Origin of the sequence: Aquincola tertiaricarbonis, assembly GCF_023573145.1 — a bacterium.
Lineage (GTDB): Bacteria > Pseudomonadota > Gammaproteobacteria > Burkholderiales > Burkholderiaceae_C > Aquincola > Aquincola tertiaricarbonis_B.
In genome coordinates this window covers 3,805,330-3,831,859 of record NZ_CP097636.1, presented here as the reverse complement: position 1 = coordinate 3,831,859, position 26,530 = coordinate 3,805,330, and the positions used below count along the sequence as shown (strand labels likewise).

Below are 26,530 nucleotides of genomic sequence, written 5' to 3'. Positions count from 1 at the left end.
GCCGGAGCGCGCCGCCGTGGTACACCTGCGGCCCCTGAATTGACCGCGCTGTGGCTTTTTGCTGTAATCACGGGTTTTCCGGACGCGAGAAGGTCGCGCCGCGCGCAGCAAGACAGAGCTCGCGTGGCCGCGCAAGACCGCGGAACGGTCGAGAGTCCGCGGCTTCCAAGCCCCGGACGCCGGGCCAGCAGCGATCAGGCCAGACCCCGGCTGCAACCTCAGGCAACCCAACCGTTGCCACAGACTCCGACAGAGCGCCTGATCCTGCGGGTCATCACCGAAAGCACGTCATCATGAAGCGTACCTACCAGCCTTCCAAGACCCGCCGCGCCCGCACCCACGGTTTCCTCGTGCGCATGAAGACCCGCGGTGGCCGCGCCGTGATCAAGGCACGCCGCGCCAAGGGCCGCAAGCGCCTGGCGGTCTAAGCCCCGCGGGCTGCGAGCTCACGCAGCATGTCACTGCCCACGCGCGTGCAACGTCTCGTGCAATCCGTTGACTTCGAGCGTGTGCTCGGCGCGCCTCAGAAGGCGCGCAGTCCGCATTTCGCGATGCACTTCGTCGCGGCGCAGCCTGCTCGCCGTTCACCCCGCCGCCCGGCGGTTGATTCAGCGGCGGCGGCCGGTGCTGAAACGTCTGGCGACAAGTTGTCAACAGATGTTGTTGACGCACCGACCGCGCCTGTGGATGACTTGCCGGCCGAGGCCCCCGCAGGCCGTTGGCTCGGCCTGGTGGTGCCCAAGCGCCATGCGCGCCGCGCGGTCACCCGCACGCTGCTGAAACGGCAGATCCGTGCCGTGGTGGGTGAGCAGGCTGAACAGCTGCCGCCCGGCCTGTGGGTGGTGCGCTTGCGCGCACCGTTCGATGCTCGCCAGTTCCGCAGCGCTGCTTCGCAGGCGCTGCGTGATGCTGCGCGTGCCGAACTCCAACGCATGATTCGCGCGGCCGCCTCGGCGCCGCGCTGAGCTGCCGTGCCTGACTGGCTCGCGCTGCTGCCGCGCCGTGCGCTGATGCTGCCGGTGCGCGCCTACCGCCTGCTGCTGAGTCCCTGGATCGGCGGCCGGTGCCTCTACGAGCCCACGTGCTCGCTCTATGCTCTGCAGGCGCTGGAACGCCACGGCGCGCTGGCCGGCGGTGCGCTGGCCGCGGGCCGCATCCTGCGTTGCCATCCCTGGTGTGAAGCCGGTTGCGACCCGGTGCCCGAGCGGCCGCCGCGGCTGTTCGCGTTCCTGTCGTCCGACCGCGCTGCCTCCGATTCTCCCAAGAAGACTGCTCCATGACCGATATTCGCCGTACCCTGCTCTGGGTGGTGTTCACGATGTCCCTCGTCCTGCTGTGGGACGCGTGGAACAAGCACACCGGCCAGCCGTCGTTCTTCAGCCCTCCGGCCGCCAAGCCGGCCGCGGCCGGTTCGGCCCCTGCGGTCGGCGCCTCCGGCGTGCCGGCGCCCACGGCCACGGCAGCCGCCGCCGGCGCGGTGCCCAGCGCACCCGGCGCTGCCGCACCCAAGGGTGAACAGATCACCGTCACCACCGACAAGGTGAAGGCGGTGCTGGACAGCCAGGGTGGCGAGCTGGTGTACCTGGAGCTGCTGGGCCAGCGCGACCAGAACGACCACAGCCGCAACGTCGTGCTGTTCGACCGCAGCGCGCAGCGCGTGTACCTGGCGCAGACCGGCCTGATCAGCGCCACCGCGGGCGCCAAGCTGCCCAACCACTTCACCGCGATGACGGCGGTGCCGGGCCCGCGCACGCTGGCCGACGGCACGAACGACGTGCAGGTGCGCTTCGAGTCGCAGGCCGTGGACGGCGTGAAGCTGGTCAAGACCTACACCTTCAGCCGCGGCCAGTACACCATCGGCGTGCAGCACGACGTCGTCAACGGTTCGGCGCAGCCCATCCAGCCCGAGCTGTACCTGCAGTTGGTGCGCGACGGCAACCCGCCCCCGGGCGAGTCGTCGTTCTACTCCACCTTCACCGGCCCGGCGGCCTACACCGAGAACAGCAAGTTCCGGAAGATCGAGTTCAAGCACATCGAGAAGAACGACGCCGAGTACGACCGCAAGGCGGACAACGGCTGGATCGCGATGGTGCAGCACTACTTCGCCTCGGCCTGGCTGGTGAACACCCAGCAGCTGCGCGAGTTCCGCGCCGAGAAGGTGGGCAACAACCTGTACTCGATCGCGATGGTGCTTCCGCTGGGCGAAGTGGCCCCCGGCCAGACCAAGACGCAGCAGGCCGTGCTGTTCTCCGGTCCGCAGGAAGAGAAGAAGCTGGAAGCGCTGGCGCCGGGCCTGGACCTGGTGAAGGACTACGGCTGGTTCCACATCCTGTCCAAGCCGCTGTTCTGGCTGCTGACCAAGCTGCACGGCGTGCTGGGCAACTGGGGCTGGGCGATCGTGGCGCTGGTGGTGCTGCTGAAGATCGCCTTCTACTGGCTGAACGCCAGCGCCTACCGCTCGATGGCCAAGATGAAGGCCATCAACCCGAAGATCCAGGAGATGCGCGAGCGCCTGAAGGACAAGCCGCAGCAGATGCAGCAGGAGATGATGCGCATCTACCGCGAGGAGAAGGTCAATCCGCTGGGCAGCTGCCTGCCGATCTTCCTGCAGATGCCCTTCTTCATCGCGCTGTACTGGGTGCTGCTGTCCACGGTCGAGATGCGCGATGCGCCCTGGATCCTGTGGATCACCGACCTGTCGGCCAAGGACCCGTACTTCATCCTGCCGCTGATCATGACGGCGACCTCGCTGTTCCAGGTGTGGCTGAACCCCACGCCGCCGGACCCGATGCAGGCCAAGATGATGTGGATCATGCCGCTGGTGTTCAGCGTGATGTTCTTCTTCTTCCCGGCTGGCCTGGTGCTGTACTGGATCACCAACAACCTGCTGACCATCGCGCAGCAGTGGTTCATCAACAAGCGGCTCGGCGTCTGACGACCGACTGCTGAACAGGCCCCGGCGCATGCCTTTGCGCCGGGGCTTTTTTTTGGATGGCCACCCCCAAGCTCGCTGCGCTCGCGGCCCCCTGGGCCCTTTTAGAGGGCCCTTCGGACCCTTGGGGCGCACCCGCCCTTGGGGCGGCCCGGCGGGTGGTTGCCGCGACAATCCCGCCCATGCTGTCCCGTCATGAAGACCCCATCGCTGCCATCGCCACCGCACCCGGCCGCGGTGCCGTGGGCATCGTGCGCGTGTCTGCCCGCCAGGACCTCGGCCCGCTGATGGCCGCGGTCTGTGGCCGCGTGCTGCAGCCGCGCCACGCCACCTACCTGCCGTTGCGTGATGCCGATGGCCAGCCCATCGACCATGGCCTGGCGCTGTACTTTCCGGCGCCGCATTCCTACACCGGCGAACATGTGCTGGAGCTGCAGGCCCACGGCGGGCCGGTGGTGCTGCAGCTGCTGCTGGCGCGCTGCCTGGCGGTGGGGGAGGGCATCGGCCTGCGCCTGGCCGAGCCGGGTGAGTTCACGCAGCGCGCCTTCCTGAACGACAAGCTCGACCTGGCGCAGGCCGAGGCGGTGAGCGACCTGATCGACGCCAGCACCGAGGCGGCGGCCCGTTCGGCCAGCCGTTCGCTCAGCGGTGCCTTCTCGCACGAGATCGACACGCTGCGCGACCGCATCGTGCACCTGCGCATGCTGGTGGAAGCCACGCTGGACTTTCCCGAGGAAGAGATCGACTTCCTGGAAAAGGCCGATGCCCGCGGCCAGCTGGAGCGGCTGATCAGCGCCGTTGACGAGGTGCTGGATCGTGCGAAGCAGGGCGCGTTGCTGCGCGAAGGCATCCGTGTGGTGCTGGCGGGCCAGCCCAACGTGGGCAAGAGCTCGCTGCTCAATGCGCTGGCCGGGGCCGAGCTGGCCATCGTCACGCCCATCCCGGGCACCACGCGCGACAAGGTGCAGCAGACCATCCAGATCGAAGGTGTGCCGCTGCACGTGATCGACACCGCCGGCCTGCGCGAGGCCACCGACGAGGTGGAGCGCATCGGCATCTCGCGCAGCTGGAGCGAGATCGAGCAGGCCGATGCCGTGATCTTCCTGCACGACCTCACGCGGCTGGGGCAGCCCGACTACGACGCCGGTGATGCCGAGATCGCGCAGCGCCTGCTGGGTGCCGATCCGCGCCAGCAGGCGAGGGTGCTGCACGTGTACAACAAGGCCGATGCGGCGGCGCCGGCACCAGCCCCACTGGCAGCCGATGCGCTGCAGCTGTCGGCCGCCACCGGTGCCGGCTTGGGCGGCCTGCGCCAGGCGCTGCTGCAGCGGGCCGGCTGGCATGCCTCGCCGGAAGGCGTGTTCATCGCCCGTACACGCCATGTGCAGGCGCTGCGCCGCACCCGTGAACATCTGCTGCTGGCGCAGGCGCAAGGCCAGTCGGCCGATGCCGCGCTGGACTTGCTGGCCGAGGAACTGCGGCTGGCGCACAACGCGCTGGGCGAGATCACCGGCGCCTTCAGCGCCGACGACCTGCTGGGCGAGATCTTCAGCCGCTTCTGCATCGGCAAGTGAATCTGCACCAAAGCGGCCCATGGCAGGGGGGCCCGCTTAGCGCTTGCCCATAATGCGCCAGGGGTGACTGGGAGCCTGGATGGACTTGAGCGCATTGAAGGAAGCGGTCGCGACATTGAACGCGGACGACGCCTTCGGCCCGCGGCTGAGCGACGAGGCCTGGGAGGCCCTGGCGCCGCTGCTCACCCGCCATGAAATCCGCGTCGGCCACCTGCTGCTCAAGCAGGACGAGGTGGACGCCACCATGTACTTCCTCGAACGCGGCAGCCTGCAGGTCTTCGTCACCCGCAGCGCACCGGGCACGCATCGCGTGGCCATCCTGCGTTCGGGCTCGGTGGTGGGTGAAGCGGGCCTGTTCGGTCGCACGCCCCGCATGGCCAACGTGGAAGCGATGAGCAACTGCGTGGTGTGGGGCCTGCGCGCAGCCCGGCTCGATGAACTGGCGGTCCGGTCACCGGCGCTGGCGCTGGAACTGGTGCGTGGCGCCGCCGGTGTGCTGGCCGTGCGCACGCGCGCCAACCTGGAACGCGCGGTGCCGCTGAGCTGAGGCCCGGCCCCCCATTAACCCCCGACGTTCAGCCTTTCAGCAGTTTTTCTTCGGCCAGCGACAGCGGCTCCGGCAGGCCCGAGAGCACCAGCGTGTCGCCCGGGCCCAGCACCAGGCCGTCTTCGGCGGCCACCACCTGGCCCGAGCCCAGCCGCACCGACACCACCTGCACGCCCACCGCATGCAAGGCCAGCGCGCCGAGCGACTGGCCCAGGCTGGCGGCGGCGGTGGGCAGGCTCACCGTCAGCAGCCGCGCTTGCTGGCGCTCCTCGGCACCATCGTCGTCGGCGCCATGGAAGTAGCCGCGCAGCAGGCCGTAGCGCGCGTTGCGGGCGTCCTGCGTCAGCCGGATCACGCGGCGCATCGGCACGCCCACCAGCGCCAGCGCATGCGAAGCCAGCATCAACGAGCCTTCGATGGCCTCGGGCACCACCTCGGTGGCGCCGGCATTGCGCAGCAACTCCAGGTCGGTGTCGTCGATGGTGCGGATGACCACCGGCACTTTGGGCGCATGCTCGCGGGCCAGCCGCAGGATCTTCAGCGCCGAAGCGGTGTCGTGGTACGTCACCACCACCGCGCTGGCACGGGCCAGGCCGGCGGCCATCAGGCTGCGCAGCTTGGCGGCGTCGCCGAACACCACGCTCTGGCCGGCGGCCGCGGCCTGGCGCACACGGTCGGGGTCCAGGTCCAGCGCCATGTAGGGGATGCGCTCGGTCTCCAGCAGGCGGGCCAGGTTCTGGCCGCTGCGGCCGTAGCCGCAGATGATGACGTGCGCCTCGCTGCGGATGGACTTCTTGGCGATGGTGGTGAGCGCCGCCGCCTGCATCAGCCAGTCGGTGGCCGACAGCCGCATCACGATGCGGTTGCTGTACATCACGATGAAGGGCGTGGCGATCATCGAGATCACCATGCCGGCCAGGATGGGGCTTTCCAGCCGCGGCGTCAGCAGTTCATGCTGGCGGGCCAGCGTCAGCAGCACGAAGCCGAACTCACCGGCCTGCGCCAGGTACAGGCCGGTGCGCAGCGCCACACCGGGCGTGGCGTTGAACACCCGCGACAGGCCGGTGACCAGGGCGAACTTGAACAGCACCGGCAGCACCGCCAGCGCCAGCACCAGCGGCCACTGCGCCACCACCAGCGACATGTTCAGCTTCATGCCGATGGTGATGAAGAACAGGCCCAGCAGCACGTCGTGGAAGGGCCGGATGTCGGTTTCCACCTGGTGCTTGTACTCGGTCTCGGCGATCAGCATGCCGGCCACGAAGGCGCCCAGCGCCAGCGACAGGCCGGCATGTTCGGTGAGCCAGGCCAGGCCCAGCGTGACCAGCAGCAGGTTGAGCACGAACAGCTCCGAGCTCTTGCGCCGGGCCACCAGCGTGAGCCACCAGCGCATCAGCTTCTGCCCGCCCACCAGCAGCAGGGCCAGCAGCGCCGCCGCCTTGAGCACCGCGAACAGCAGTTCGGTGAACAGCACTTCGGGCGGCGCAGTGAGGGCGGGGATGAGCACCAGCAGCGGCACCACGGCCAGGTCCTGGAACAGCAGCACGCCCATCACGCGGCGGCCGTGTTCGGTTTCCAGCTCCAGCCGCTCGGCCATCAGTTTGCCGAGGATGGCGGTGCTGCTCATGGCCAGCGCACCGCCCAGCACCACCGCATGCTGCCAGCTCAGGCCGTAGCTGCGGCCCGCCAGGCTGAAGGCGGCGCCCAGCAGCGCATTGCCGACGATGGCGGCCAGCATGGTCAGCGCCACCTGCCACAGCCCGAGGCCGAACACCAGCGTGCGCATGCTGCGCAGCTTGGGCAGGTTGAACTCGAGCCCGATGACGAACATCAGGAACACGACGCCGAACTCGGCGAGGTATTCGACACCGCCGTTCTCGCGCGACAGCGCCAGCGCATTGGGGCCGATGACCACGCCTACCACCAGGTAGCCGAGCATGGGCGGCAGCCGCAAGGAGCGGCAGGCCACCACACCGGCCACCGCGGCCACCAAGTAAAGCAATACCAGTTCAAGCGTTGTAGCCATGCGGCGTGGACCCAGCGCAAGCGGCATGCCTGCCAACCTAGAATGCCCGATCCTAAGTGAGCGACCGATCACGTGACCATCGAGCCCCAAGCGGCCGCCAGCTTCGACGCCGAGCGTGCGCTGCGGCTGGCCGCCCAAACCTTCGAGATCGAGGCCGAGGCCCTGCTGGCCATCCGCTCCGAGCTGTCCTCGGCCTTCATCGACACCATGCGCCTGGTGCTGGCCTGCCGCGGCCGCGTGGTGGTGATGGGCATGGGCAAGAGCGGCCACGTCGGCCGCAAGATCGCGGCCACGCTGGCTTCCACCGGCACGCCGGCGATGTTCGTGCACCCCGGTGAGGCCAGCCATGGCGACCTGGGCATGGTCACGCTGCAGGACGTGGTGCTGGCCATCTCCAATTCAGGTGAGAGCGACGAGCTCAACGTCATCCTGCCGGTGCTCAAGCGCCTGGGTGTGCCGCTGGTGGCGATGACCGGCCGCGCCGGCTCCACGCTGGCCCGGCATGCCGACCAAGTGCTGCTGTGCAAGGTGGAACGCGAGGCCTGCCCGCTGAACCTGGCGCCCACCACCAGCACCACTGCGCAGATGGCCATGGGCGATGCGCTGGCCGTGGCGCTGCTGGACGCACGCGGTTTCCACGAACAGGACTTCGCACGCTCCCACCCCGGCGGCGCGCTGGGCCGCAAGCTGCTGATGCATGTGCGCGACCTGATGCGCTCGGGCGACGACCTGCCGCGCGTGGCGCCCGAGGCCGAGTTCCTGCAGATGCTGCACGAGATGAGCGCCAAGGGCCTGGGCTTTGCCGTGGTGGTGGGCCCCGACGACGTGGTGCAGGGCATCTTCACCGATGGCGACCTGCGCCGCCTGATCGAACGCGGCACCGACCTGCGTGCCTTCCGCGCGCACGAGGTGATGCACACCGCGCCACGCCGCGTGCGCGACGACGTGCTGGCGGTGGAGGCCGCCACCGTGATGGAACAACACCGCGTCACCAGCGTGCTGGTGGTCGATGCGCAGGACCGGCTGGTCGGCGCCATCAACAGCAACGACCTGATGCGGGCCAAGGTGATCTGATGACCGACCTGTCGATCCTGCAGCCGGCGCTGCGCTTCGCCCCCGAGCTGTTGCTCAAGGCCCAGGGCCGCGGCCTGGGCATGAAGGCCGCGGTCTTCGACGTCGATGGCGTGCTGACCGATGGGCGCCTCTACATCGCCGAGTCGGGCGAACAGTTCAAGGCCTTCCACAGCCTGGACGGCCATGGCCTGAAGCTGCTGGCCCAGGCCGGCATCGTGCCCATCATCTGCACCGGCCGCGATTCGCCGGCGGTGCGCCGCCGCGTGGCCGACCTCGGCCTGCAGCATGCGCACTACGGCGTGAAGGACAAGCTGGCCGTGGTGCAGCAGGCCATCAGCGCGCTGGGCGTGGACTGGGCCGACCTGGCCGTGATCGGTGACGACTGGCCCGACCTGCCGCTGCTGGTGCGGGCCGGCCTGGCCTGCGCGCCCGCCAACGCGCATGCCGAGGTGAAGGCCGTGGCTCACCATGTGAGCGCGCTGCAAGGCGGTGAAGGCGCCGCCCGCGAGCTGTGCGACCTGCTGCTGATTGCCAGCGGCGCCTACGCCCGCCTGTTGCACGGCCAGCTCACCACGCTGGACGCCGCCTGATGGCGACCGCGCCGCTGCCCCCGCCTGCCGCGCCGGTGCCGATGACGCCGACCCTGCCCTGGCACTGGCGGCTGCGTGAGGCGCTGTCTTCGTACCTGCCGCTGCTGTTGATGGGTCTGCTGGCGCTGGCCACCTGGTGGCTGGTCAACAACACGCCCGGCGCGCCTGCCGGCAATGCGCAAGCGCCGGTGCGGCACGACCCCGACTACACGATGCAGGGCTTCACCTTGCAGCGCTTCGGCAGCGATGGTCGGCTGACGGTGCAACTGCAGGGCGACCAGCTGAGGCACTTTCCGGACACCGACACGCTGGAGGTGGACACGGTGCGCATCCAGGCGTTTTCCACCGATGGCTCGCTGACCAACGCCACCGCGCGGCGTGCACTCAGCAATGCCGACGCCAGCGAAGTGCAGCTGCTGGGCGGCGCCCGCATCGAGCGCAGTGGCGGCCCTTCAGGCGCGCCGCCGCTGCAGTTCGAGGGCGAGTTCCTGCATGCCTTCCTGCGCACCGAGCAGCTGCGCTCGCACCTGCCGGTGGTGCTGCGCCAGGGCGGCAGCGAGATCCGCGCCGGTGGCATGGAATACAGCCACCTCGACCAGCAGGCCACCTTCAAGCCGCCGGTGCGCGCCCGCTTTGCCCCCGCGGCTGGCGGTGCGCGCCGGTGAGCGCGATGGCAGGCGCCGCGCCTCGGGTCGACAGCCGGCAGCCGCCGCTCGTCTTCATCACCGGTGCCTCCAGCGGCATCGGCCAGGCGCTGGCCCGGCGCTTCCATGCCGCGGGCTGGCGGCTGGCGCTGGTGGCGCGGCGCGCCGAAGAAACCGCCGCCTGGGCACGGGCGCAAGGGCTGGCCGAAGGCACCTGGGCCGTCTACGCCGCCGACGTGCGGCAGACCACCGACATCGTGGCGGCGGGCAAGGCCTGCATCGCGCAGCAGGGCCTGCCCGATGTGGTGATTGCCAACGCCGGCATCAGCATCGGCATGGATTCGGCGATCGAGGCCGACCTGGAGGTGATGCGGGCGACGCTGGAAACCAACAACCTGGGGATGGCTGCCACCTTCCACCCGTTCATCGCGCCGATGTGCGAGCGGCGCAGCGGCACGCTGGTGGGCATTGCCAGCGTGGCGGCAATCAGGGGTTTACCCGGACATGGCGCCTACTGCGCCAGCAAGGCGGCAGTCGTCAGCTATTGCGAAAGCCTTCGCGGGGATTGCCGGCCCTTTGGTGTCAAGGTGGTGACGGTGGCGCCGGGATACATCGATACCCCGTTGACGCAGCGCAATCCCTATTCGATGCCGTTTTTGATGAGCCCGGACGATTTTGCCGATCGTGCGTACGAGGCGATCAAAGACGGTGTCAGTTATCGCGTCATACCTTGGCAGATGGGCGTCGTGGCCAAGCTGATGCGGATTTTGCCCAATGGGCTTTTCGATCGGCTTGTGGCAGGCAGGGGCCGCAAGCCGCGCCAGGGCAGCTGAGCCGCGCCCCCGCGTGGGGCATGCGCGGCCATGAAAAAAGGGCGCCGGTGAGTCACCTGCGCCCTTCTTGCGTGTGGCCCCCGCGAAGGGGCCGGATGGATCAGTAGCCGCCGCTGTTGCCGCCGTAGCCGCCACGGCCACCGCCGCTGTAGCCGCCGCGGCCACCGCCGCCGCCACCACCGTAGCCGCCGCCACCACCACCGCCGCTGCCGTAGCCGCCGCGGCCACCGCCGCTGCCGTAGGGGCTGCGGCCACCGCCGCCACCACCACCGCCGTAGCCGCCACCACCGCCGCCGCCGCCGTAACCACCACCGCCGCCGCCGCTGCGGAAGCCGCCCGGACGCTCTTCACGAGGACGGGCCTCGTTCACGACGATGGCGCGGCCTTCGAGGGCCTGGCCGTTCATGCCGTTGATGGCCGACTGCGCTTCGGCGTCGGAGGCCATTTCGACGAAACCAAAGCCCTTGGAGCGGCCGGTTTCCCGGTCCATCATCACCTTGGCCGACGTCACGGTACCAAATTGCACGAATGCGCTATGCAGGGATTCGTCGCGCACGCTGTATGCGAGGTTTCCGACGTAGAGCTTGTTTCCCATGGGGAACACCTTCCTTCTAACAGAACACCATGTGGAGCTTCAACCCGTCGTGAAACATTCAAGCGAAGGCGCCGCATCCATACCCGGAGAGCGCAAGGTTAACAAAGAACTTCCGAAAAATGCGCAAGCGCTTGCTTGTCAACTGTTGTTTTCTGAGCGACGCACCAATGAGGGGTGAGCCCCGAAACAGGGACTTATCATCGATCCCGTCATGAGACCTACGACCAGCGGGCTTCCGCAGGGTGATCCGCTGGCGGCGCTGTCCCGCCTGCTGGCTTGCGTCGATGCCGTTCGGCAGGGGCGCGCCCTCTTCGCGCTCTTATTCACCTTCTGCGCAGCCGGGCTGTTGCTGGCCATGGCCGGCTCCTCGCTCAGTGCCGGCGCCACCGCCTGGGCGGTGGTGCAGGGCGGTGCGGCGCTGTTCGTCGCCTTCTACGGCAGCAACACGACGGGCCTGCTGTTGATGGACCATGCCCTCGGCCGCCCGGTGCGCGAGGTGGGCGACGCATTGCGCGATGCGCTCGCGCTCGGCCACCGGCTGCTGGCCGTGCTGCTGCTGGCCTTCGGCCTGGTGGCGGTGGCGGTCGGCCTGGTGGCTGCCGCCTTGTACGCGGCGCGACTGCCCACCGCCGGCCCGGTGCTGTTCGCCTTCGCGGTGCCCCTGGGCGTGCTGCTGCTGGGCCTGGCGGCGCTGGTGATGGGCGCGGTGGTGGGGCCCCTGGCCGCACCGGCCATCTGGGCGGGCTGCACGGTGCGGCAGACGTTGGCGATGCTGCTGCGCCAGGCGCGTGAGCGGCTGCTGCTGTCGGCGCTGATGGTGTCGGCGCTGGGCGCGCTCACGGCGGCGGTGGCGGCGCTTTCCACTTTCGTGGTGCTCACCGGCGGGCGCGCCGTGTCTGCCATGGCGGTGCTGGTCACGGGTGTCGACGTGCCGCCGCAGCAGTTGATGGCGGGCCTCTTCGGCTACGGGCTGCGCAGCCTGGCGCCAGCGGGCGTGCCGGTGACGCAGACGCCGCATGGCGTCGCGGCGCTGGTGGGCGGTGGCCTGGTGTTCGTGCTGGCGCTGGCCCTGCCGGGCCTGGTGTACCTGCGGGGCGTTTGCGCGCTGTACCTGGCGGTCGCGGCCGATGCGCCGGCGCCACTGCCGGCGACCGAGGCCCAGGGTGCGGAGTAAGCGCTCGTATACGATCGGCCGACCATGGACCTGCTGAAGCCGCTCATCGCCCTGCTGGCGATCGTGAATCCGATCGGCGCGGTGCCGTTCTTCATCAGCTTCACCCAGCACTTCAGCCGGGCGCAGCGGCGCAACACCATCCGCGTCAGCAGCTTCAGCGCCTTCTGCGTGATCGCCGTGAGTGCCATCGCCGGGCTCAAGATCATCGAGTTCTTCGGCATCAGCATCGCGTCGTTCCAGGTGGGCGGCGGCACCTTGCTGCTGATCAGCTCGCTGCAGATGCTCAATGCCCAGCAGCCCGAGACCAAACCCAGCGACGTGGCCGAAGGCGAGCAGAAGGTGGACGCCGGCGCCAGCATCGCGGTGGTGCCGCTGACGGTGCCGTTGCTCACCGGGCCGGCCACCATCTCCACGATGGTGATCTACGCCGAGAAGACCCGCACACTGTTCGAGCATGCGGTGCTGGTGGGCTACGGCGTGGTGATCGGGCTGGCCACCTTCGTGGTGTTCTCGGCGGCCGGGCGCATCGCCCGCGTGCTGGGCCGCACCGGCATCAATGTGATGACGCGGCTGATGGGCCTGATCCTGGCCGCGATGGCGGTGGAACTGCTGGCGGATGGCCTGATCAAGCTGTTCCCCGTGCTGGCCTCGCACCTGGCACGTTGACGCGCGATGTGCGCGTTGCCCGATTCCGCCTACCAGCGCAGCCGTGCCACCGGCCGCCGGCCTGCCGCCGGCGAGCCCGACCTGACCACGCTGCCGACCCAGGAGACGCTGGCCGCCGACGGCGACAGCCTGAACACGCTGCTCGACTACCGCACCCGCCCGCCGCGCGCGCCGCTGGCGCCTTCTCGCTGGCGCCAGCTCGGCCTGCGCTGGCCGGCGGCGGCGATGACGGCGGGGGCCGCGGTGCTTGGCGGCGGCACCTGGGCGGCACTGTCCGCGCCCCTGGCGCCGCCGGTGCGTGTGGCCGTCTGGTGTGCGCTGGCCGGCGCGTCCTGCGTGCAGCTGCTGGCGCTGTACCGGGTGATGAGCCAGCTGTCGATGGCGACCGCCGCGGTGCAGCAGTTCGTGCAGCGCCTGCGCAATGACGACCTCACCGGCGCGATCCAGGCCCTTCGCCGCACCAGCGACCGCGGCGCCACGCCCCTGCATGCCGCCGCGGCCGAGGTGCAGCAGCTGCTGGGCGAGCGGGAGCGCCGCTGGCATGCGCGGGTGCGCCTGTCGGGCGATTGGTACTGGGAGACCGATCCGCAGCACCGCATCAGCTGGCTGTCGGACGACCTGGGCTCGCACCGCAAGCTGGGCCTGGAGCCGCACCAGCTGCTGGGCCACCGCTACGACGCGCTGCCCTTTTTCCAGCCGCCGGAAGCGGGCTGGTCGGCGCTGCTGGAGCCCATGCACATGCGGCGTCCGTTCCGCGACGTGGAGATCGAGGTGCGCCGGCCCGGCCGCTCGCCGGTGTGGATCACGCTCACCGGCGCGGCCCGGCGCGACGAGCTGGGCCACTTCGTCGGCTATGAAGGCGTGGGCCGAGACATCACCGAAGAACGGCTGGCCTTTCGCCGGCTGCGGGCCAGCGAGCGCCGCTATGCGGTGATGAACGAGCTGTCGGCCGACTGGTACTGGGAGACCGACGAGCAGCACCGCTTCGTGGAAGTGGGCGACATGCTGACCGACCTGCTGGGCGAGACCGGCGCGCGCCGCTACATCGGCCGCACCCGCTGGCATGCCTACGCCGACGGCGCGAGTGAAGAGGAATGGCAGCGCCACCGCCGCTGCCTGCAGGCGCATCAGGCTTTCAGCAACTTCGAGTACGCGGTGCGGGTGCCCGGCCGCGGCGTGCGCTGGATCTCGGTGAGCGGCCGACCGCGCCGCGACGACAGCGGGCGCTTCCTCGGCTACCAGGGCGTGGGCCGCGACGTGACACTGCGCAAGCGCACCGAGAAGATGCTGCTGAGCCGCAATGCCGAGCTGGCGCGCCAGGTGGCCGAGCGCACCGCCGAGCTGGAGCAGCACAACCGCGACCTGGAAGCCTTCTCGCGCCAGCTGGCGCACGAGCTGCGCACGCCCATCGGCCATGTGGTGGGGCTGGCCGACATGCTGCGTGCCCGCGCCTGGGAGCGCCTGGCCGACGACGAGCGTGAATGGCTGGCGCTGCAGGGCCGGGCGGCGCGCGAGATGTCGCACACCGTCACGGCGCTGCTGGAGCTGGCGCGCTCCGGCTCCACGCCGCTGGTGCGCGAATGGGTGGACCTGAGCGCGCTGGCGCACGAGGTGATCGCCGAGCTGCCCTGGCTGGAGCGGGCGGTGCCGGTGGAGTGGCAGGTGCAGCCCGGTTTGCAGGCCTCCTGCAGCGCGCCGCTGGCCCGCGTGGTGCTGATGAACCTGCTGTCCAACGCCGCCAAGTTCACCCGCGACGTGCCGCTGCCGTTGGTGCGGCTGGCGGCGCATCCGCAGCCCGGCACCTTCGTGGTGGAAGACAACGGCGCCGGTTTCGATGCCCGCCGGGCGGCGCGGCTGTTTCAGCCTTTCCAGCGGCTGCATCCTTCGCGCCAGTTCCAGGGCACCGGGCTGGGCCTGTCCATCGTGCGGCGCATCGTCGAGCGTCACGGCGGCAGCGTGCGGGCGGAAGCGCCGGCGCAGGGCGGTGCACGCTTCTACTTCAACTTTGGGGGGGCGTTGCAAGGCCCCGACAGCGCGGGGGAAAGTACCAATGACGCTGGCGAAGCGGCCACATAGAGTCCCGGTTCTCGCAGCAAGGCCGCCACGGCGCGCGTTTGCTGAACGGGGGCTGAGGAGACAACCGACACCAAGATTGATAAAAGATTCTGGTCCCGCCCGGTAGGCGAGAGACCACAGTGACAACGCCAGCAGATGCTGGCGTTTTTTTTGGGCCCCCAAGCTCGCTGCGCCGGCTGTCCCGCGGGTTCAGCCGTGCACCGCCTCTTGCACCCGGAACACCCGCACCACCTCGGTCAGTTGCTGCGCCTGGCGCTGCAGGCTTTCGGCGGCGGCGGCGCTTTGTTCCACCAGCGACGCGTTCTGCTGCGTCACCTGGTCCAGCTGGTTCACCGCCTGGCTGACCTGGCTGATGCCGGTGGTCTGCTCCTGGCCTGAGCGGCTGATGTCGCCGATCAGCGCCGACACCCGCTGCACCTGGGCCACGATGTCCTCCATCGTGCTGCCGGCTTCGGCCACCAGCCGCGTGCCGGCTTCCACCCGCTCGACGCTGGCGCCGATCAGCGTCTTGATTTCCTTGGCCGCTTCGGCCGAGCGCTGCGCCAGCGTGCGCACTTCACCCGCGACCACCGCGAAGCCGCGGCCCTGTTCACCCGCACGCGCGGCTTCCACCGCGGCGTTCAGCGCCAGGATGTTGGTCTGGAAGGCGATGCCGTCGATGGTGCCGATGATGTCGCCGATGCGCCGCGAGCTGCTGCTGATGTCCTCCATCGTCGACACCACGCGCGCCACCACCTCGCCGCCCTTGGCCGCGGCCCCGCTGGCGCCGGCGGCCAACTGCGTGGCCTGGTGCGCCGTTTCGGCACTTTGCGACACGGTGGCCGTCATCTGCTCCATCGACGCGGCCGTCTCCTGCAGGCTGCTGGCCTGCTGCTCGGTGCGGCGCGAGAGGTCGGCATTGCCGGTGGCGATCTGCGTGCTGCCGATGGCGATGGCCTCGGAGGCGCTGCGCACTTCGGCCACCAGGCCGGCCAGGCTGCGCTGCATGTGGCTCAGCGAGGCCAGCACGCTGGCCGGCGGTGCCTGCTCGGCGCCTTCGATCGCGCCCAGGTCGCCGCGGGCCACGCGCTCGGCCACCGCGCCCAGCGCTGCCGGCTCGGCACCCAGCGCGCGGTGCAGCTGGCGCGTGATCAGCACCAGGAAGGCCAGCGCGCTGCCCAGCGCCACCACGCCCGCGGCGATCAGGGCGGTGCGGAAGTGCGCGTAGCTGTCGCGGGCCTCGGCCACACCCTGGCGCGCACCTTCGCCCAGCACCTTCAGGTAGTCGTCCACCGCCTGCTGCAGCTCGGCCAGCAGCGGCCGGCATTCCTGGTTCATCACCTGCACGGCCTGGGTCTGCTGGCCGCCGGAGGCCAGCGCCACCACGCGCAGGGCCACGGGGCTGTAGCGCTTCTCGACATCGGCCAGGCGGTCGAAGCGCTCCCGTTCGGCGGGCAGCACGTCGCTGTCGGCGGTCATGCGCTCGCGCAGCCCTTCCAAAGCGCTCTGCACCTGCCCATGCGCCTGCTGCACGGCGGCGGCTTCGGCGCGCCCGTCTTCGGCGCTGGTCACCAGCACCATGTTGCGGGCGCTGATGGCGCGGTTGGCCGCGGCTGCGCGCAGGTTGTTGGCCAGCTGGATACGGGCGCTGTCGCTGGTGACGAAGGTCTCGAAGTGGCTGTCGCTGCGGCCCAGCGCGGTGACGGCCAATGCAGACACCACGGCCACCAACACGGCCAGCACGCCAAAGGCCGCAGCCAGCTTTGCGCGCAGGGAGAGAGAGGAAGTTTTCATGCGGGGCATCCCGGTGGTTCAAGCACCCTTGCGATATCGCTCATTTCTGCAGTTTCTTAAACGATACAAATGCGGACCGATGAGGAATGCCGGCCTGGCGCCGCGCTTTTCGGGTGCTTGCAGGGAGCAGGGGGCTTCTACGATGGGGCACACCCTTGCCAGGCCCCTGGCCGCCCGACCCATGTCCGTCGATCCTTCCCTTCGCAACCTCGACATCGATATCCCGGCGCAACCCGAGGCGCTGGTGCGGCTGTCCCTGCTGCTGGCCGATGACGAGATCAACCTGGACGCCGCGGCCGAGCTGATCGAGTCCGACATGGCCCTGGCCGCCGCGGTGCTGAAGGCGGTGAACTCGTCGATGTACGGCCTCAAGGGGCGGGTGCAAACCGTGATGCAGGCGGTGCAATACCTGGGCATGCGCGAGGTGGCGGCCATCACCTTCGAGATGGGCTTGCGTGCGGCATTTCCGCCCAATCCGCTGCTGGAGCCGGTGTGGCAGCGCGCCGGCCGCCGCGGCCTGCTGATGGGCCGCATGGGTCAGTTCCTGGGCGTGGACGCCTGGGCCGCGCATTCGGCCGGACTGTTCGAGGAATGCGGCAAGGCCGTGCTGCTGCGCCATGCCAGCGACCACTACGGCGCGATGCTGCGTGCCGCCCCCAACGATGTGGACCTGCGTACGCTGGAGAAGGCGGGTTTCGGCGTCAGCCACGATGCGCTGGGTGCCGCGCTGTGCGAAAGCTGGGGCCTGGGCGCCCCCGCGGTGGCCAGCGTGCGCCACCACGTCGCGGCGCAGGCCGGTGAGCCGTTTCCGCCCCAGCTGGCGCGGCCGGCGGTGTTGGCGCTGTCCGTCGTCGCCCATGTGCAGATGAACACGCCGGAGCTGCTCGAAGAGGTGGTGGCCCATGTGGCGCCCCAGGTGCCGCTGGACGAGACCCTGATGCTGCGCGCGGCCCGCAAGGTGGCCGACCAGTTGGCCGGCCGCGAGGCGGCGCCGACCCAGCACTGAGAGCGGGGGCCTGCGTCGGCCTGTCGGCCCCGTCCGACACCCGAATGGGCAAGCGCGTGCTGCCGCTCACTGCGCGCCGCGGGTCCACTGGGCTTTTGCCCCAAGGACCCTCGCCATGTTGGAGAAACTGCCCGGCATGCTGGGCCATGCGCTGCGCCACCAACGCGCCGGCCTGGACCAGACCGTCTTCCACCACACGCCGCTGCGCAGCGGCCTGGGCGCCATCGAGGTGGGCAGCCTGGCCTTTGCCGACCATGCGCCGATACCGGCGCGCTACACGGCGGACGGCGAGGGCCTCTCGCCACCGCTTCACTGGCGCAACGTGCCCGACAACGCCACCAGCGTGCTGCTGATCGTGGAAGACGCCGACGCGCCCACGCCTCACCCGCTGGTGCACGGCATCGTGGTCGACCTGCCGCCCGACCAGACTGCCCTGGCCGAAGGCGCGCTGGATGCCACCGACGACGACGGCACCCAGGCCCATGCCGGCCGCCATTCCTTCCTGGGCAGCGGCTGGTTGCCACCCGACCCGCCGCCCGGCCACGGCTTGCACCGCTACGTGTTCCAGGTGTTTGCACTGGGGCCGGGCGAGCCCTTCAGCAGCACGCCCGGCCGTGACGAGGTGCTGGCCGCGCTGCAGGCGCGGGCCTTGGCCGCGGGCTGCCTGATCGGCACCTACGAGCGGCCCGATGGCTCGGAGAAGGTGGAAGCGCCCGCCGCCGCCACGGCGCCCAGCGGCAGCGTGCCCTTGGCGCCACAATAGCCCGGCCGGCACCCGGAGTGTGCCGGGGGCTGTTGCGCATGAAGGTCGCCATCACACGGTTCTGCCGCATCACACGCGCCACGGGGCTGGCCCTGGCCTGCGCTGCTGCGTTGGCCATGCCGGGCGCGCCCGCGCTGGCTGCCGGCCTGCCTTCCACCCAGGTGGCGTGGATGCCCGCGGCGGCCGATGCGGACATCGACCGCGCCTTTGCCCAGGCCAGGGAAGGGCGCAAGCCGGTGCTGCTGTACTGGGGCGCCACCTGGTGCCCGCCTTGCAATCAGCTCAAGGCCACCTTGTTCAACCGCCAGGACTTCGCCGCGCTGTCGCGCAGCTTCGTGGCGGTGCATGTGGATGGCGACCGGCCCGGCGCGCAGAAGCTGGGCGCTGCTTTCCAGGTGCGCGGCTACCCGACCATGATCCTGCTGCAGCCCGACCGCACCGAGATCACCCGCCTGCCCGGCGAGGTGGACGCGCCGCAGGTGATGGCCATGCTGCAGGCCGGCCTGGCCGGTGGCCGCCCCGCGGCGCAGGTGCTGGCCGAGGCCCGTGCCGGCAGGCCCTTGAGCGCCGGTGAATGGCGGCTGCTGGCCTTCTATGGCTGGGAGATCGATGAATCGCGCCTGGTGCCGGCGGCAGAACGGCCGGCGGTGCTGGCGGCGCTGGCCACCGCCGCGGCGCGCGCCCCGAACGCCGAAGATGACGCGCGCACCCGCCTGCTGCTCAAGGCCCTGGCCGCTGCCGCCGACGGCAAGAACGGTCTGAAGCCCGACGACACGATGCGCGGCCGCGTGCAACGCCTGCTGGCCGACCCCGCCGCTGCGCGCAGCCAGATGGACGTGCTGGTGAATGCCGCCCCGGCGCTGGTGAAGGCGCTGACCCCTGCCGATGGTCCGGCGCGGGCCGAGCTGACGGTTGCCTTCGATGCCGCGCTGCTGCGCCTGCAGAACGACGCCACGCTGTCGCGCAGCGACCGCATGACCGCACTCGATGCCCGCGTGTCGCTGGCCCGCAGCGGCCAGCCCGACGATGCGCTGTCGCCACGCCTGCCCGAGCCGCTGGTCAAGGACGTGCGTGAACTCGCCACCCGGCTGGACCGCGAGACGCTGGACCCGTTCGAGCGCCAGGCCGTCATCCCCACCGTGGCCTATGTGCAGTCGCGCGCCGGTCTGTGGGCCGACAGCGATGCGCTGCTCAAGGCCAACCTGCAGCGCAGCCCGGCACCGTATTACCTGATGAGCCAGCTGGGCGGCAATGCGCGCAAGCAGGGCCGCAGCGACGAGGCGCTGCGCTGGTACGCCCAGGCCTTCGAACGCAGCGAAGGCCCGGCCACGCGGCTGCAATGGGGCGCTGGCTACCTGTCGGCCCTGGTGGACCTGGCGCCGGCCGATGCGGCCCGCATCGAGCAGGTGGCCGGGCAGCTGTTCACCGAAGCCGCGCGCGACAGCGCCGCCTTCCATGAGCGCAGCGGCCGTTCGCTGCAGCGCCTGGGCCAGAAGCTGGCCGCCTGGGCCGCCGACCGACCGGCGGCCGAGCCCGCGGTGCAGCGGCTGCAGGCCCAGCTCAGCGGCCTGTGCGCCAGCCGCGAGGCGGCCGACGGCCAGCGCGCCACCTGCGAAGGCATCGCCCGCCAGCTGGCCGGCCGCGGCAACGCGCGTGGCTGAACCATTCAGGAGACCCATGCCCCGCCTGCAGCTCGACAACAACCGCCTGGACCCCGCCATCCGCGACGTGGTGGCCGGCTACCAGCATGCGCTGGTGAGCCAGGTGCAACAGGCCATCGACGCCCATCCCGTGGTGGTGGTGGGCATGGCGCAGAACCCCTTCGTCAAGCGCGCCCGCCGCGCGCTGGAGGCGGCCGGCGTGCGCTACCAGTACATCGAGCGCGGCAGCTACTTCAGCGCCTGGCGTGAGCGGCTGGCCTTGAAGATGTGGTCGGGCTGGCCCACGTTTCCGATGGTGTTCGTGCACGGCCGGTTGATCGGGGGTGCCGACGACCTCAAGCGCCTGATGGCCAGCGGCGCGCTGCAGCAGCGCCTGGCGGCCGGCCGCCCAGCGGCCGAATGAAACGCCGGGCGGCGCTGGCCGCGGCCGGACTGCTGGCCTGCAGCATCGTGGGCGCGGCGCCCGCGCTTACCCCCTGCCGGCTCGACGGCATCGAGCACGAGGCCCGCTGCGGCCAGGTGGAACGCCCGCTGGATCCGCAGCAGCCGCGCGGCACCCGCATCACGGTGCACTATGCGGTGCTGCCGGCGCTCGCCCGCAACAAGCAGCCCGACCCGGTGTTCTTCTTCGCCGGTGGGCCGGGGCAGAGCAGCATCGAGCTGGCCGGCCCCATCAGCGGCATGCTGTCGCGCTTTCTCAACCGGCGCGACGTGGTCCTGATCGACCAGCGCGGCACCGGCCGCAGCGCGCCGCTGCTGTGCGACGACGATGAAGGCCGCGCGCCGCTGGCGCAGCAGTTCGAGCGCGGCGAGCAGCGCCAGCGCATCGCCCAGTGCCTGGCCACGCTGAAGGCGTTGCCCTATGGCGACCTGCGCCAGTTCACCACGCCGATCGCGGCGGGCGACGTGGACGCGGTGCGCCGGCAGCTGGGTGCTGCCCGCATCAACCTGGTGGGCGCCTCCTACGGCACGCGGCTGGCGCTGGAGGTGCTGCGCCAGTACCCGCAGCAGGTGCGCCGTGTGGTGCTGGACGGCGTGGCGCCGCCCGACATGGTGCTGCCCCAGGCCTTTGCCACCGACCAGCGGCGCGCGCTGGAAGCGGTGTTCAGCGGCTGCGAACAGAACGCCGACTGCCGCAGCCGCCACCCCGAGCTGCGCCAGCGCTGGGCCAGCCTGCGCGCCAGCCTGCCGCGTGAATGGACGGTGCGCCATCCGGTGACGGGCGAGCCGGAGCGCCAGACCGTGACCGCCGAAGTGCTGGACACGGTGCTGCGCGGCCCGCTGTATTCGCCGGTGCTGGCCTCGGCGCTGCCGCAGGCCATGGACGAAGCCACCCGCGGCCGGCTGGAACCGCTGGCCGGCCTGGCCCATGCCGCCACCGGCCGTCGCGGCACCGGCGTGGCCATGGGCATGCACTTCTCGGTGGTGTGCGCCGAGGACGCCCCGCGCCTGCCACCCCCCGCTGCCGATGAAGACCCGCTGCTGCGCCGCTACCGCGACGCCTGTGCCGATTGGCCGCGCGGCAGCGTGCCCCCCGCCTTCTACCATCTGCCGCGCGCGCCGGTGCCGGTGCTGCTGCTCTCGGGCGGGCTGGATCCGGCCACGCCGCCCCGCCATGGCGAGCGCGTGGCCGCTGCGCTGGGCCCGCGCGCCCGCCATGTGGTGGTGCCCAACGCCGGCCACGGCGTGGCCATGCTGCCCTGCATGCGCGACGTGCTCTACCGCTTCGTCGATACCGCCGACGAAGCCGCGGCGCTGGAGCGGGTGGCGGCCGATGCCGCCTGCGCGGTGCAGGTGCCGGCGCCGCTGCCTTTCTCTATGTCATCGACGTCCCCGGCATCAGCCCCGGAGCCGCGCCGATGATCGAGGTGCAGGGCCTGAAGAAGGGCTTTCGCAGCGGCCGTGGCCGCAGCGCCCGCCAGGTGCAGGCGGTGGACGGCGTGCACTTTCGTGCCGACGACGGCTGCATCACCGGCCTGCTGGGCCCCAACGGCGCCGGCAAGACCACCAGCCTGCGCATGGTGGCCGGCCTGCTGGTGCCTGACGAAGGCCGCGTGCTGGTGGATGGCATCGACGTGGCGGTGGACCCGCAGCGCGCGCTGGCGCGCATGGGCGTGCTCAGCGATGCGCGCGGGCTGTACCCGCGGCTGACCGCGCGCGAGAACATCGTGTACTACGGCCGGCTGCAGGGGGTGAGCCGCGCCGCCGCGCTGCAGCGGGTGGAGGTGTTGGCCGAGGTGCTGGACATGGTGCCGCTGCTGGACCGCCGCACCGACGGCTTCAGCCAGGGCGAGCGCATGAAGACCGCGCTGGCCCGTGCGCTGGTGCACGACCCGGCCAACATCATCCTGGACGAACCCACCAACGGGCTGGACGTGCTGGCCACCCGCGCGCTGCGCGAGGCCCTGCGCCGGCTGCGTGACGACGAAGGCAAGTGCATCGTGTTTTCCACCCACATCATGCAAGAGGTGCAGCGGCTGTGCGACCGCGTCGTGGTGGTGTCGGCCGGCCGCACCGTGGCCGACGGCAGCGTGGACGAGCTGCTGCAGCGCAGCGGCCAGGCGGACTTCGAGGACGCCTTCGTGCACCTGGCCTTCGGGCCGGAGGCCCTGGCGCCATGAGGCTGGGGCGCGTGCTGGCCGCGGCCTGGGTGGTCTATGGCAAGGAGCTGCTGGACGCGCTGCGCGACCGGCGCACGCTGGCCACGGTGCTGCTCAGCTCGGTGGCGGTGGGGCCGGTGCTGCTGGTGGTGCTGTCGGTGTTGATGGCCGACATGGAGCAGCGGGCCGAGCAGCGCGAGGTGCGCGTGCTGGGCATCGACCAGGCCCCCGGCCTGGCCAACTATCTGGCGCGGCAGACCTGGCGCGTGGTGCCGGCCCCGGCCGACTACGAAGACCTGCTGCGCCGCAACCGGCTGGGTGATGCGGTGCTGGTGGTGCCGCCGGGCTTCGACGCCGCACTGGCCGCCGCGCAGCGGCCGCAGCTGCAGATCGTGAGCAACGGCGCCAACCCGCGCTCGCAATCGGCCGCTGCCCGGCTGGCGCGGCTGGTGGGCGGCTATGTGAACGAACGCGCCACGCTGGGCCTGGCCTTGCGCGGCACCTCACCGGCGGTGCTCGACTTGGTGGACGTGCAGCCGCGCGACCTGTCCACGCCGCGCGGCCGGGCGGCGCAGCTCTCCGCCTTTGTGCCCATCCTGGTGTTGATGGCGGTGCTGTACGGCGCGCTGCCGGCGGCGCTGGATTCCACCGCCGGTGAGCGCGAACGTGGCTCGCTGGAGCCGCTGCTGATGAACCCCGCGCCGCCGCTGGCGCTGGTGCTGGGCAAGTGGGCCGCGGTGGCCAGCGTGGCCATGGGCGTGGCGCTGCTGGGCTCGTTCAGCTTTCTGCCGGCGCAGTGGCTGCTGCGCAGCGAGACGCTGGCCGCGATGTTCCAGTACGGCTGGCACGAGGCGCTGATGTTCCTGGTGCTGCTGGTGCCGCTGGCGGCTGCGGTGTCGGCGGTGCTGATGGCGGTGGCCATCCGCTGCCGCAGCGTGAAGGAGGCGCAGGCCAACTCGGCCGTCATCGTGCTGCTGGTCTCGGTGCTGCCGCTGGTGGCACTGTTCAACGACGCCGGGCCGCAACCCTGGCAGCTGTGGGTGCCGGCGCTGGGGCAGGTGACCTTGATGAACCGCGTGCTGGCAGCCGAAGTGGTGCCCCTGACCGACCTGCTGGCGCCGCTGGCCGTGTGCGGCCTGCTGGCCGCGCTGGGCATCGCCGACGTGGCGCGCCGCCTGCGGCCGGCGGCAGTGCGGTGAGGGCCTCAGTTCAGCAGTGCAGCGGCGCCCAGCGCCCGTTCCACCTCGTCCTGCCAGGGCAGGCCGTGCACGATCTCGGTCAGGTGGCGGGCCGATTCCCAGGCCGTGAGCACCGAACCGGCCGGGTCCACCAGGCGCAGGTTGGTCACCACGCACATCGGGTCGGCCATCGCCACCACGCCCGGACACAGCTGCACCCAGTCCCAGGCCACGCCGGCATCCACGTCGCCCAGCGGGCCGACCCACAAGGTGTGGCCGCTCAGTGGCGCGTGCGCATCACCGGTCGACATCACGCGGGTATCGTGGTGCACGAAGTGCAGGTGGCGCTTGGAAGTCGCCTGCCACAATACGGTGGGCCAGGCATGCAGCGTCCATGAGGGTGTCATCGTCTTTCGGGAAATTGAGAGGTGGGCTGGCCGGAGGAGCTTGGCGACAGGGTGGCAGTCTTGGTCATCGGCCACGACGCATCAAGCTGTAAACCTTGACAGGATGCAGGTGCCACAGAGATCGGTGCAGGAAGTCTGATGCTGCAGGGCCACTATCTCGCGGTGCTCGAAGCCCGCGACGTCGATGAATTCAGGAGCGCGGTGCTGCGCTTCACGCAGGACATCGGCTTCAACACGGTCAGCGCGGTGACCGTGGTGGAACAGCACGGCCAGGATGCCGACTTCATCGCGGTGGGCAACACCCCACCGGGCTACGAGGAGGCCTACCAGCGTGTGGCCGATTCGCGCCGCGACCCCGTGCTGCAGCACCTGAAGCGCCAGAGCGTGCCGCTGGTATGGTCGCAGGACACCTACCTGAAGACCGGCCTGGGCGACCTGTGGGAAGAGCAGGCCGCCTTCGGCTACCGCACCGGCGTGGCCATGGCACTTCATTTGCCCGAAGGCAAACACTTCCTGCTGGGCGTGGACCGGGATGCGCCGCTGCCGGAGGACAGGCGCGAGCTGACGCGCATCGTGGCCGACCTGCAGCTGTTTGCCGTGCATGCGCAGGACACGGCCTTGCGCATCCTCGTGCCGCCCAGCCGCCAGCCGGAGCGGCCGGCCCTGACCGTGCGCGAGATCGAGGCGCTGAAGTGGACGATGGAAGGCAAGACCGCATGGGAGGTGGGCACCATCCTAGGGATCTCGCAGCGCACCGCCGTCATGCACATTAACAATGCCATGCACAAGCTGGATTGCGCCACCAAGCACCAGGCGGTGCTGAAGGCGCTGCGCCTAGGCTTGATCCATTGAAGGGCGCAAGCTGTAAGAGCTTACAGTTACCTGTGATGGGCCCGACTGCTGCAATAGGGACGCGTCGTTGTGAAGACGCATCTTCTAAACCCCAGGAGTCGACCCATGGCCCAATCGCAATTCAACGCCGCTGCCGCCCAGGCTTCCCAGCAAGTGCGCACGCCCGCTCCGCAAACGGGTGCTACCTCGCAAAAGCCCGCCGCCCCCATCGTGCTGGACGAGCGCCTGCTGAGCCAAGTCACCGGTGGCCTGCCCCGCGTCGGCGGCTGGTGATCGACACCCCCGCGCGCTGCACGCCTGATCGGCCGCAGCGCTCGTTGAGACTTTCCTGACCGTGTCCAGCCTGTTCCGGCGCGAAGCGCTGGACCATCAGCGCGACCAATGGATCGGTCACATCCGGCTGGCGCAGCCCTTGTCGTTGCGCTGGCTGACCGTGCTGGTGGTGGCCGCGGCGCTGGCCGTCGGCAGCTTCCTGTACCTGGGGCACTACACCCGCAAGGCCCGCCTGTCCGGTGAGCTGGTGCCGCAGGGTGGCCTGCTGGAGCTGCGCACGCCACAGGACGGCGTGGTGCTGGAGCGCCGCGTGCGCGAAGGCGACCGCGTGCGGCGGGGCGACGTGTTGTTCGTGCTCACGCTCGACCGCAGCAGCGGGCAGGGCGAAACCCAGGCCGCGGTGCGCCGCAGCCTGGATGAACGCCGCCGCAGCCTGCAGGCCGCTGCCGAGCGCACGCTGGCGCTGCGCGACGAACGCGTGGCCGCCTTGTCCAGCCGCATCCGTGACCTCACGCGAGAACGCGCGCTGCTCGACGAGCGCACCGGGCTGCAGCAGCAGCGCTTGCAGCTGGCCGAGCAGGCGCTGGCGCAGTTCGAATCGCTGCGCGACCAGGATTTCATCGCCCCCGCGCAGCTGCGCGCCAAGCAGCAGGACGTGCTGGACCAGCGTGAGCGCCTGCAGGCGCTCGCGCAGGAAAAGCAGCAGCAGGCGCGCACGCTGGCGGCGCTGCAGGCCGAGCTGCGTGAGCTGCCCTTGCAGGCCGAATCGCAGCTGGGCGAGATCGAACGCGAAGCCGCCAGCCTGGCCGGCGACACGGCGCAGACCGAAGCCCGCCGCCAGCAGCTGATCCGCGCGCCGCAGGACGGCGTGGTGGGCGCGCTGACGGCCGAGCCGGGCCAGTCGGTGGCGGCTGCCTCCGTGCTGGCGCGGCTGATGCCGGGCGATGCACCGCTGCTGGCGCAGCTGGTCGCGCCGTCCAGCGCCATCGGCTTTCTGCGCCCGGCGCAGCCGGTGCTGATGCGCTACCAGGCCTTTCCGTACCAGAAGTTCGGCGCCCAGCCGGGGCGGGTGCTGCAGGTCTCGCGCACGCCGGTGCCCGGTCGGCCCGAGGCCGAGCCGATGTACCGCGTGACCGTGGCGTTGGAGCGGCAGACGGTGCAGGCCTATGGCGAGCCGCAGCCGCTGCTGCCCGGCATGCAGCTGGAAGCCGACGTGCAGCTCGACCGCCGGCGGCTGATCGAGTGGATTTTCGAGCCGCTGCTCGGCATGGCCGGGCGGGTGTAGC

27 protein-coding genes are annotated in these 26,530 nt (G+C 70.6%); 23 read left to right on the top strand and 4 right to left on the bottom strand.

Features of this window, described 5'->3' with window-relative positions:
- Positions 1–293: 293 nt before the first annotated feature.
- From rpmH to MW290_RS32115, 6 genes are all read left to right on the top strand, one after another.
- Complete coding sequence (gene rpmH / locus MW290_RS32140; protein ID WP_124223019.1) at positions 294–428, top strand: 50S ribosomal protein L34; 135 nt, start codon at positions 294–296, stop codon at positions 426–428.
- 27 nt (positions 429–455) lie between these two features.
- Complete coding sequence (locus MW290_RS32135) at positions 456–965, top strand: ribonuclease P protein component (protein WP_250198388.1); 510 nt, start codon at positions 456–458, stop codon at positions 963–965.
- A gap of 45 nt (positions 966–1,010) precedes the next feature.
- Positions 1,011–1,280 (top strand): membrane protein insertion efficiency factor YidD, encoded by a 270-nt coding sequence (gene yidD / locus MW290_RS32130; RefSeq protein ID WP_375142984.1) that lies wholly within the window; start codon positions 1,011–1,013, stop codon positions 1,278–1,280.
- The gene (yidC, locus tag MW290_RS32125; protein WP_250198387.1) at positions 1,277–2,935 is read left to right on the top strand and encodes a membrane protein insertase YidC; all 1,659 of its coding nucleotides are present in this window, start codon (positions 1,277–1,279) and stop codon (positions 2,933–2,935) included. Before yidD ends, yidC begins: the two co-directional genes overlap by 4 nt.
- 179 nt (positions 2,936–3,114) lie before the next feature.
- The gene (gene mnmE, locus MW290_RS32120) at positions 3,115–4,506 is read left to right on the top strand and encodes a tRNA uridine-5-carboxymethylaminomethyl(34) synthesis GTPase MnmE (RefSeq protein WP_250198386.1); all 1,392 of its coding nucleotides are present in this window, start codon (positions 3,115–3,117) and stop codon (positions 4,504–4,506) included.
- Positions 4,507–4,585: 79 nt separating this feature from the next.
- On the top strand, positions 4,586–5,053 hold the full coding sequence (locus tag MW290_RS32115) for a Crp/Fnr family transcriptional regulator (protein WP_250198385.1): 468 nt from the start codon (positions 4,586–4,588) through the stop codon (positions 5,051–5,053).
- Between the two features lie 28 nt (positions 5,054–5,081).
- Here the strand turns inward: MW290_RS32115 and MW290_RS32110 are convergent, their stop codons facing one another.
- Complete coding sequence (locus MW290_RS32110) at positions 5,082–7,079, bottom strand: cation:proton antiporter (protein ID WP_250198384.1); 1,998 nt, start codon at positions 7,077–7,079, stop codon at positions 5,082–5,084.
- Positions 7,080–7,151: 72 nt separating this feature from the next.
- On the opposite strand from MW290_RS32110, the gene MW290_RS32105 reads away from it, so the two are divergent.
- The 4 genes from MW290_RS32105 to MW290_RS32090 are packed head-to-tail and all read left to right on the top strand — an operon-like array spanning position 7,152 to position 10,220.
- Complete coding sequence (locus MW290_RS32105; protein ID WP_250198383.1) at positions 7,152–8,153, top strand: KpsF/GutQ family sugar-phosphate isomerase; 1,002 nt, start codon at positions 7,152–7,154, stop codon at positions 8,151–8,153.
- Positions 8,153–8,743 carry a KdsC family phosphatase gene (locus MW290_RS32100; RefSeq protein ID WP_250198382.1) on the top strand — a complete coding sequence of 197 codons (591 nt, stop codon included), beginning with the start codon at positions 8,153–8,155 and terminating at the stop codon, positions 8,741–8,743. Before MW290_RS32105 ends, MW290_RS32100 begins: the two co-directional genes overlap by 1 nt.
- Complete coding sequence (gene lptC, locus MW290_RS32095) at positions 8,743–9,408, top strand: LPS export ABC transporter periplasmic protein LptC (RefSeq protein ID WP_250198381.1); 666 nt, start codon at positions 8,743–8,745, stop codon at positions 9,406–9,408. The genes MW290_RS32100 and lptC overlap by 1 nt, the downstream gene beginning before the upstream one ends.
- A gap of 5 nt (positions 9,409–9,413) precedes the next feature.
- Positions 9,414–10,220 carry an SDR family oxidoreductase gene (locus tag MW290_RS32090; RefSeq protein WP_250200152.1) on the top strand — a complete coding sequence of 269 codons (807 nt, stop codon included), beginning with the start codon at positions 9,414–9,416 and terminating at the stop codon, positions 10,218–10,220.
- Between the two features lie 100 nt (positions 10,221–10,320).
- On the opposite strand, the gene rbp is transcribed toward MW290_RS32090, so the two are convergent.
- Positions 10,321–10,815, bottom strand: a complete 495-nt coding sequence (rbp, locus tag MW290_RS32085; protein WP_250198380.1) for an RNA-binding regulator — start codon at positions 10,813–10,815, stop codon at positions 10,321–10,323.
- Between the two features lie 211 nt (positions 10,816–11,026).
- On the opposite strand from rbp, the gene MW290_RS32080 reads away from it, so the two are divergent.
- The 3 genes from MW290_RS32080 to MW290_RS32070 are packed head-to-tail and all read left to right on the top strand — an operon-like array spanning position 11,027 to position 14,731.
- Entirely contained in the window at positions 11,027–11,989 is a 963-nt protein-coding gene (locus MW290_RS32080) for a hypothetical protein (protein WP_250198379.1), read from the top strand.
- 24 nt (positions 11,990–12,013) lie between these two features.
- Positions 12,014–12,655: a MarC family protein gene (locus tag MW290_RS32075; RefSeq protein WP_250198378.1), complete on the top strand. Its 642-nt coding sequence runs from the start codon at positions 12,014–12,016 to the stop codon at positions 12,653–12,655.
- A 15-nt stretch (positions 12,656–12,670) separates the two neighbouring features.
- On the top strand, positions 12,671–14,731 hold the full coding sequence (locus MW290_RS32070) for a sensor histidine kinase (protein WP_250198377.1): 2,061 nt from the start codon (positions 12,671–12,673) through the stop codon (positions 14,729–14,731).
- A 189-nt stretch (positions 14,732–14,920) separates the two neighbouring features.
- Here MW290_RS32070 and MW290_RS33205 read toward each other — a convergent pair whose 3' ends face one another.
- Positions 14,921–16,504 (bottom strand): methyl-accepting chemotaxis protein, encoded by a 1,584-nt coding sequence (locus MW290_RS33205; RefSeq protein WP_310740143.1) that lies wholly within the window; start codon positions 16,502–16,504, stop codon positions 14,921–14,923.
- A gap of 181 nt (positions 16,505–16,685) precedes the next feature.
- On the opposite strand from MW290_RS33205, the gene MW290_RS32055 reads away from it, so the two are divergent.
- From MW290_RS32055 to MW290_RS32025, 7 genes are all read left to right on the top strand, one after another.
- The gene (locus MW290_RS32055) at positions 16,686–17,510 is read left to right on the top strand and encodes an HDOD domain-containing protein (RefSeq protein ID WP_250198376.1); all 825 of its coding nucleotides are present in this window, start codon (positions 16,686–16,688) and stop codon (positions 17,508–17,510) included.
- Positions 17,511–17,625: 115 nt separating this feature from the next.
- On the top strand, positions 17,626–18,273 hold the full coding sequence (locus MW290_RS32050; protein ID WP_250198375.1) for a YbhB/YbcL family Raf kinase inhibitor-like protein: 648 nt from the start codon (positions 17,626–17,628) through the stop codon (positions 18,271–18,273).
- 38 nt (positions 18,274–18,311) lie between these two features.
- Positions 18,312–19,934 carry a thioredoxin family protein gene (locus MW290_RS32045; RefSeq protein WP_250198374.1) on the top strand — a complete coding sequence of 541 codons (1,623 nt, stop codon included), beginning with the start codon at positions 18,312–18,314 and terminating at the stop codon, positions 19,932–19,934.
- Between the two features lie 16 nt (positions 19,935–19,950).
- Positions 19,951–20,337 (top strand): glutaredoxin domain-containing protein, encoded by a 387-nt coding sequence (locus MW290_RS32040; protein WP_250198373.1) that lies wholly within the window; start codon positions 19,951–19,953, stop codon positions 20,335–20,337.
- Positions 20,334–21,797, top strand: a complete 1,464-nt coding sequence (locus MW290_RS32035; RefSeq protein ID WP_250198372.1) for an alpha/beta hydrolase — start codon at positions 20,334–20,336, stop codon at positions 21,795–21,797. The genes MW290_RS32040 and MW290_RS32035 overlap by 4 nt, the downstream gene beginning before the upstream one ends.
- Complete coding sequence (locus MW290_RS32030) at positions 21,794–22,555, top strand: ABC transporter ATP-binding protein (protein ID WP_250198371.1); 762 nt, start codon at positions 21,794–21,796, stop codon at positions 22,553–22,555. Before MW290_RS32035 ends, MW290_RS32030 begins: the two co-directional genes overlap by 4 nt.
- On the top strand, positions 22,552–23,733 hold the full coding sequence (locus MW290_RS32025; RefSeq protein WP_250198370.1) for an ABC transporter permease: 1,182 nt from the start codon (positions 22,552–22,554) through the stop codon (positions 23,731–23,733). The genes MW290_RS32030 and MW290_RS32025 overlap by 4 nt, the downstream gene beginning before the upstream one ends.
- A 5-nt stretch (positions 23,734–23,738) precedes the next feature.
- On the opposite strand, the gene MW290_RS32020 is transcribed toward MW290_RS32025, so the two are convergent.
- Positions 23,739–24,119 (bottom strand): DUF4902 domain-containing protein, encoded by a 381-nt coding sequence (locus tag MW290_RS32020; protein ID WP_250198369.1) that lies wholly within the window; start codon positions 24,117–24,119, stop codon positions 23,739–23,741.
- 138 nt (positions 24,120–24,257) lie between these two features.
- Between MW290_RS32020 and MW290_RS32015 the strand changes: the two genes are divergently transcribed.
- From MW290_RS32015 to MW290_RS32005, 3 genes are all read left to right on the top strand, one after another.
- On the top strand, positions 24,258–24,971 hold the full coding sequence (locus tag MW290_RS32015) for a helix-turn-helix transcriptional regulator (RefSeq protein WP_250198368.1): 714 nt from the start codon (positions 24,258–24,260) through the stop codon (positions 24,969–24,971).
- Between the two features lie 105 nt (positions 24,972–25,076).
- Complete coding sequence (locus tag MW290_RS32010; RefSeq protein ID WP_250198367.1) at positions 25,077–25,244, top strand: hypothetical protein; 168 nt, start codon at positions 25,077–25,079, stop codon at positions 25,242–25,244.
- Between the two features lie 61 nt (positions 25,245–25,305).
- Entirely contained in the window at positions 25,306–26,529 is a 1,224-nt protein-coding gene (locus MW290_RS32005; RefSeq protein ID WP_250198366.1) for an HlyD family secretion protein, read from the top strand.
- Position 26,530: the final 1 nt, after the last annotated feature.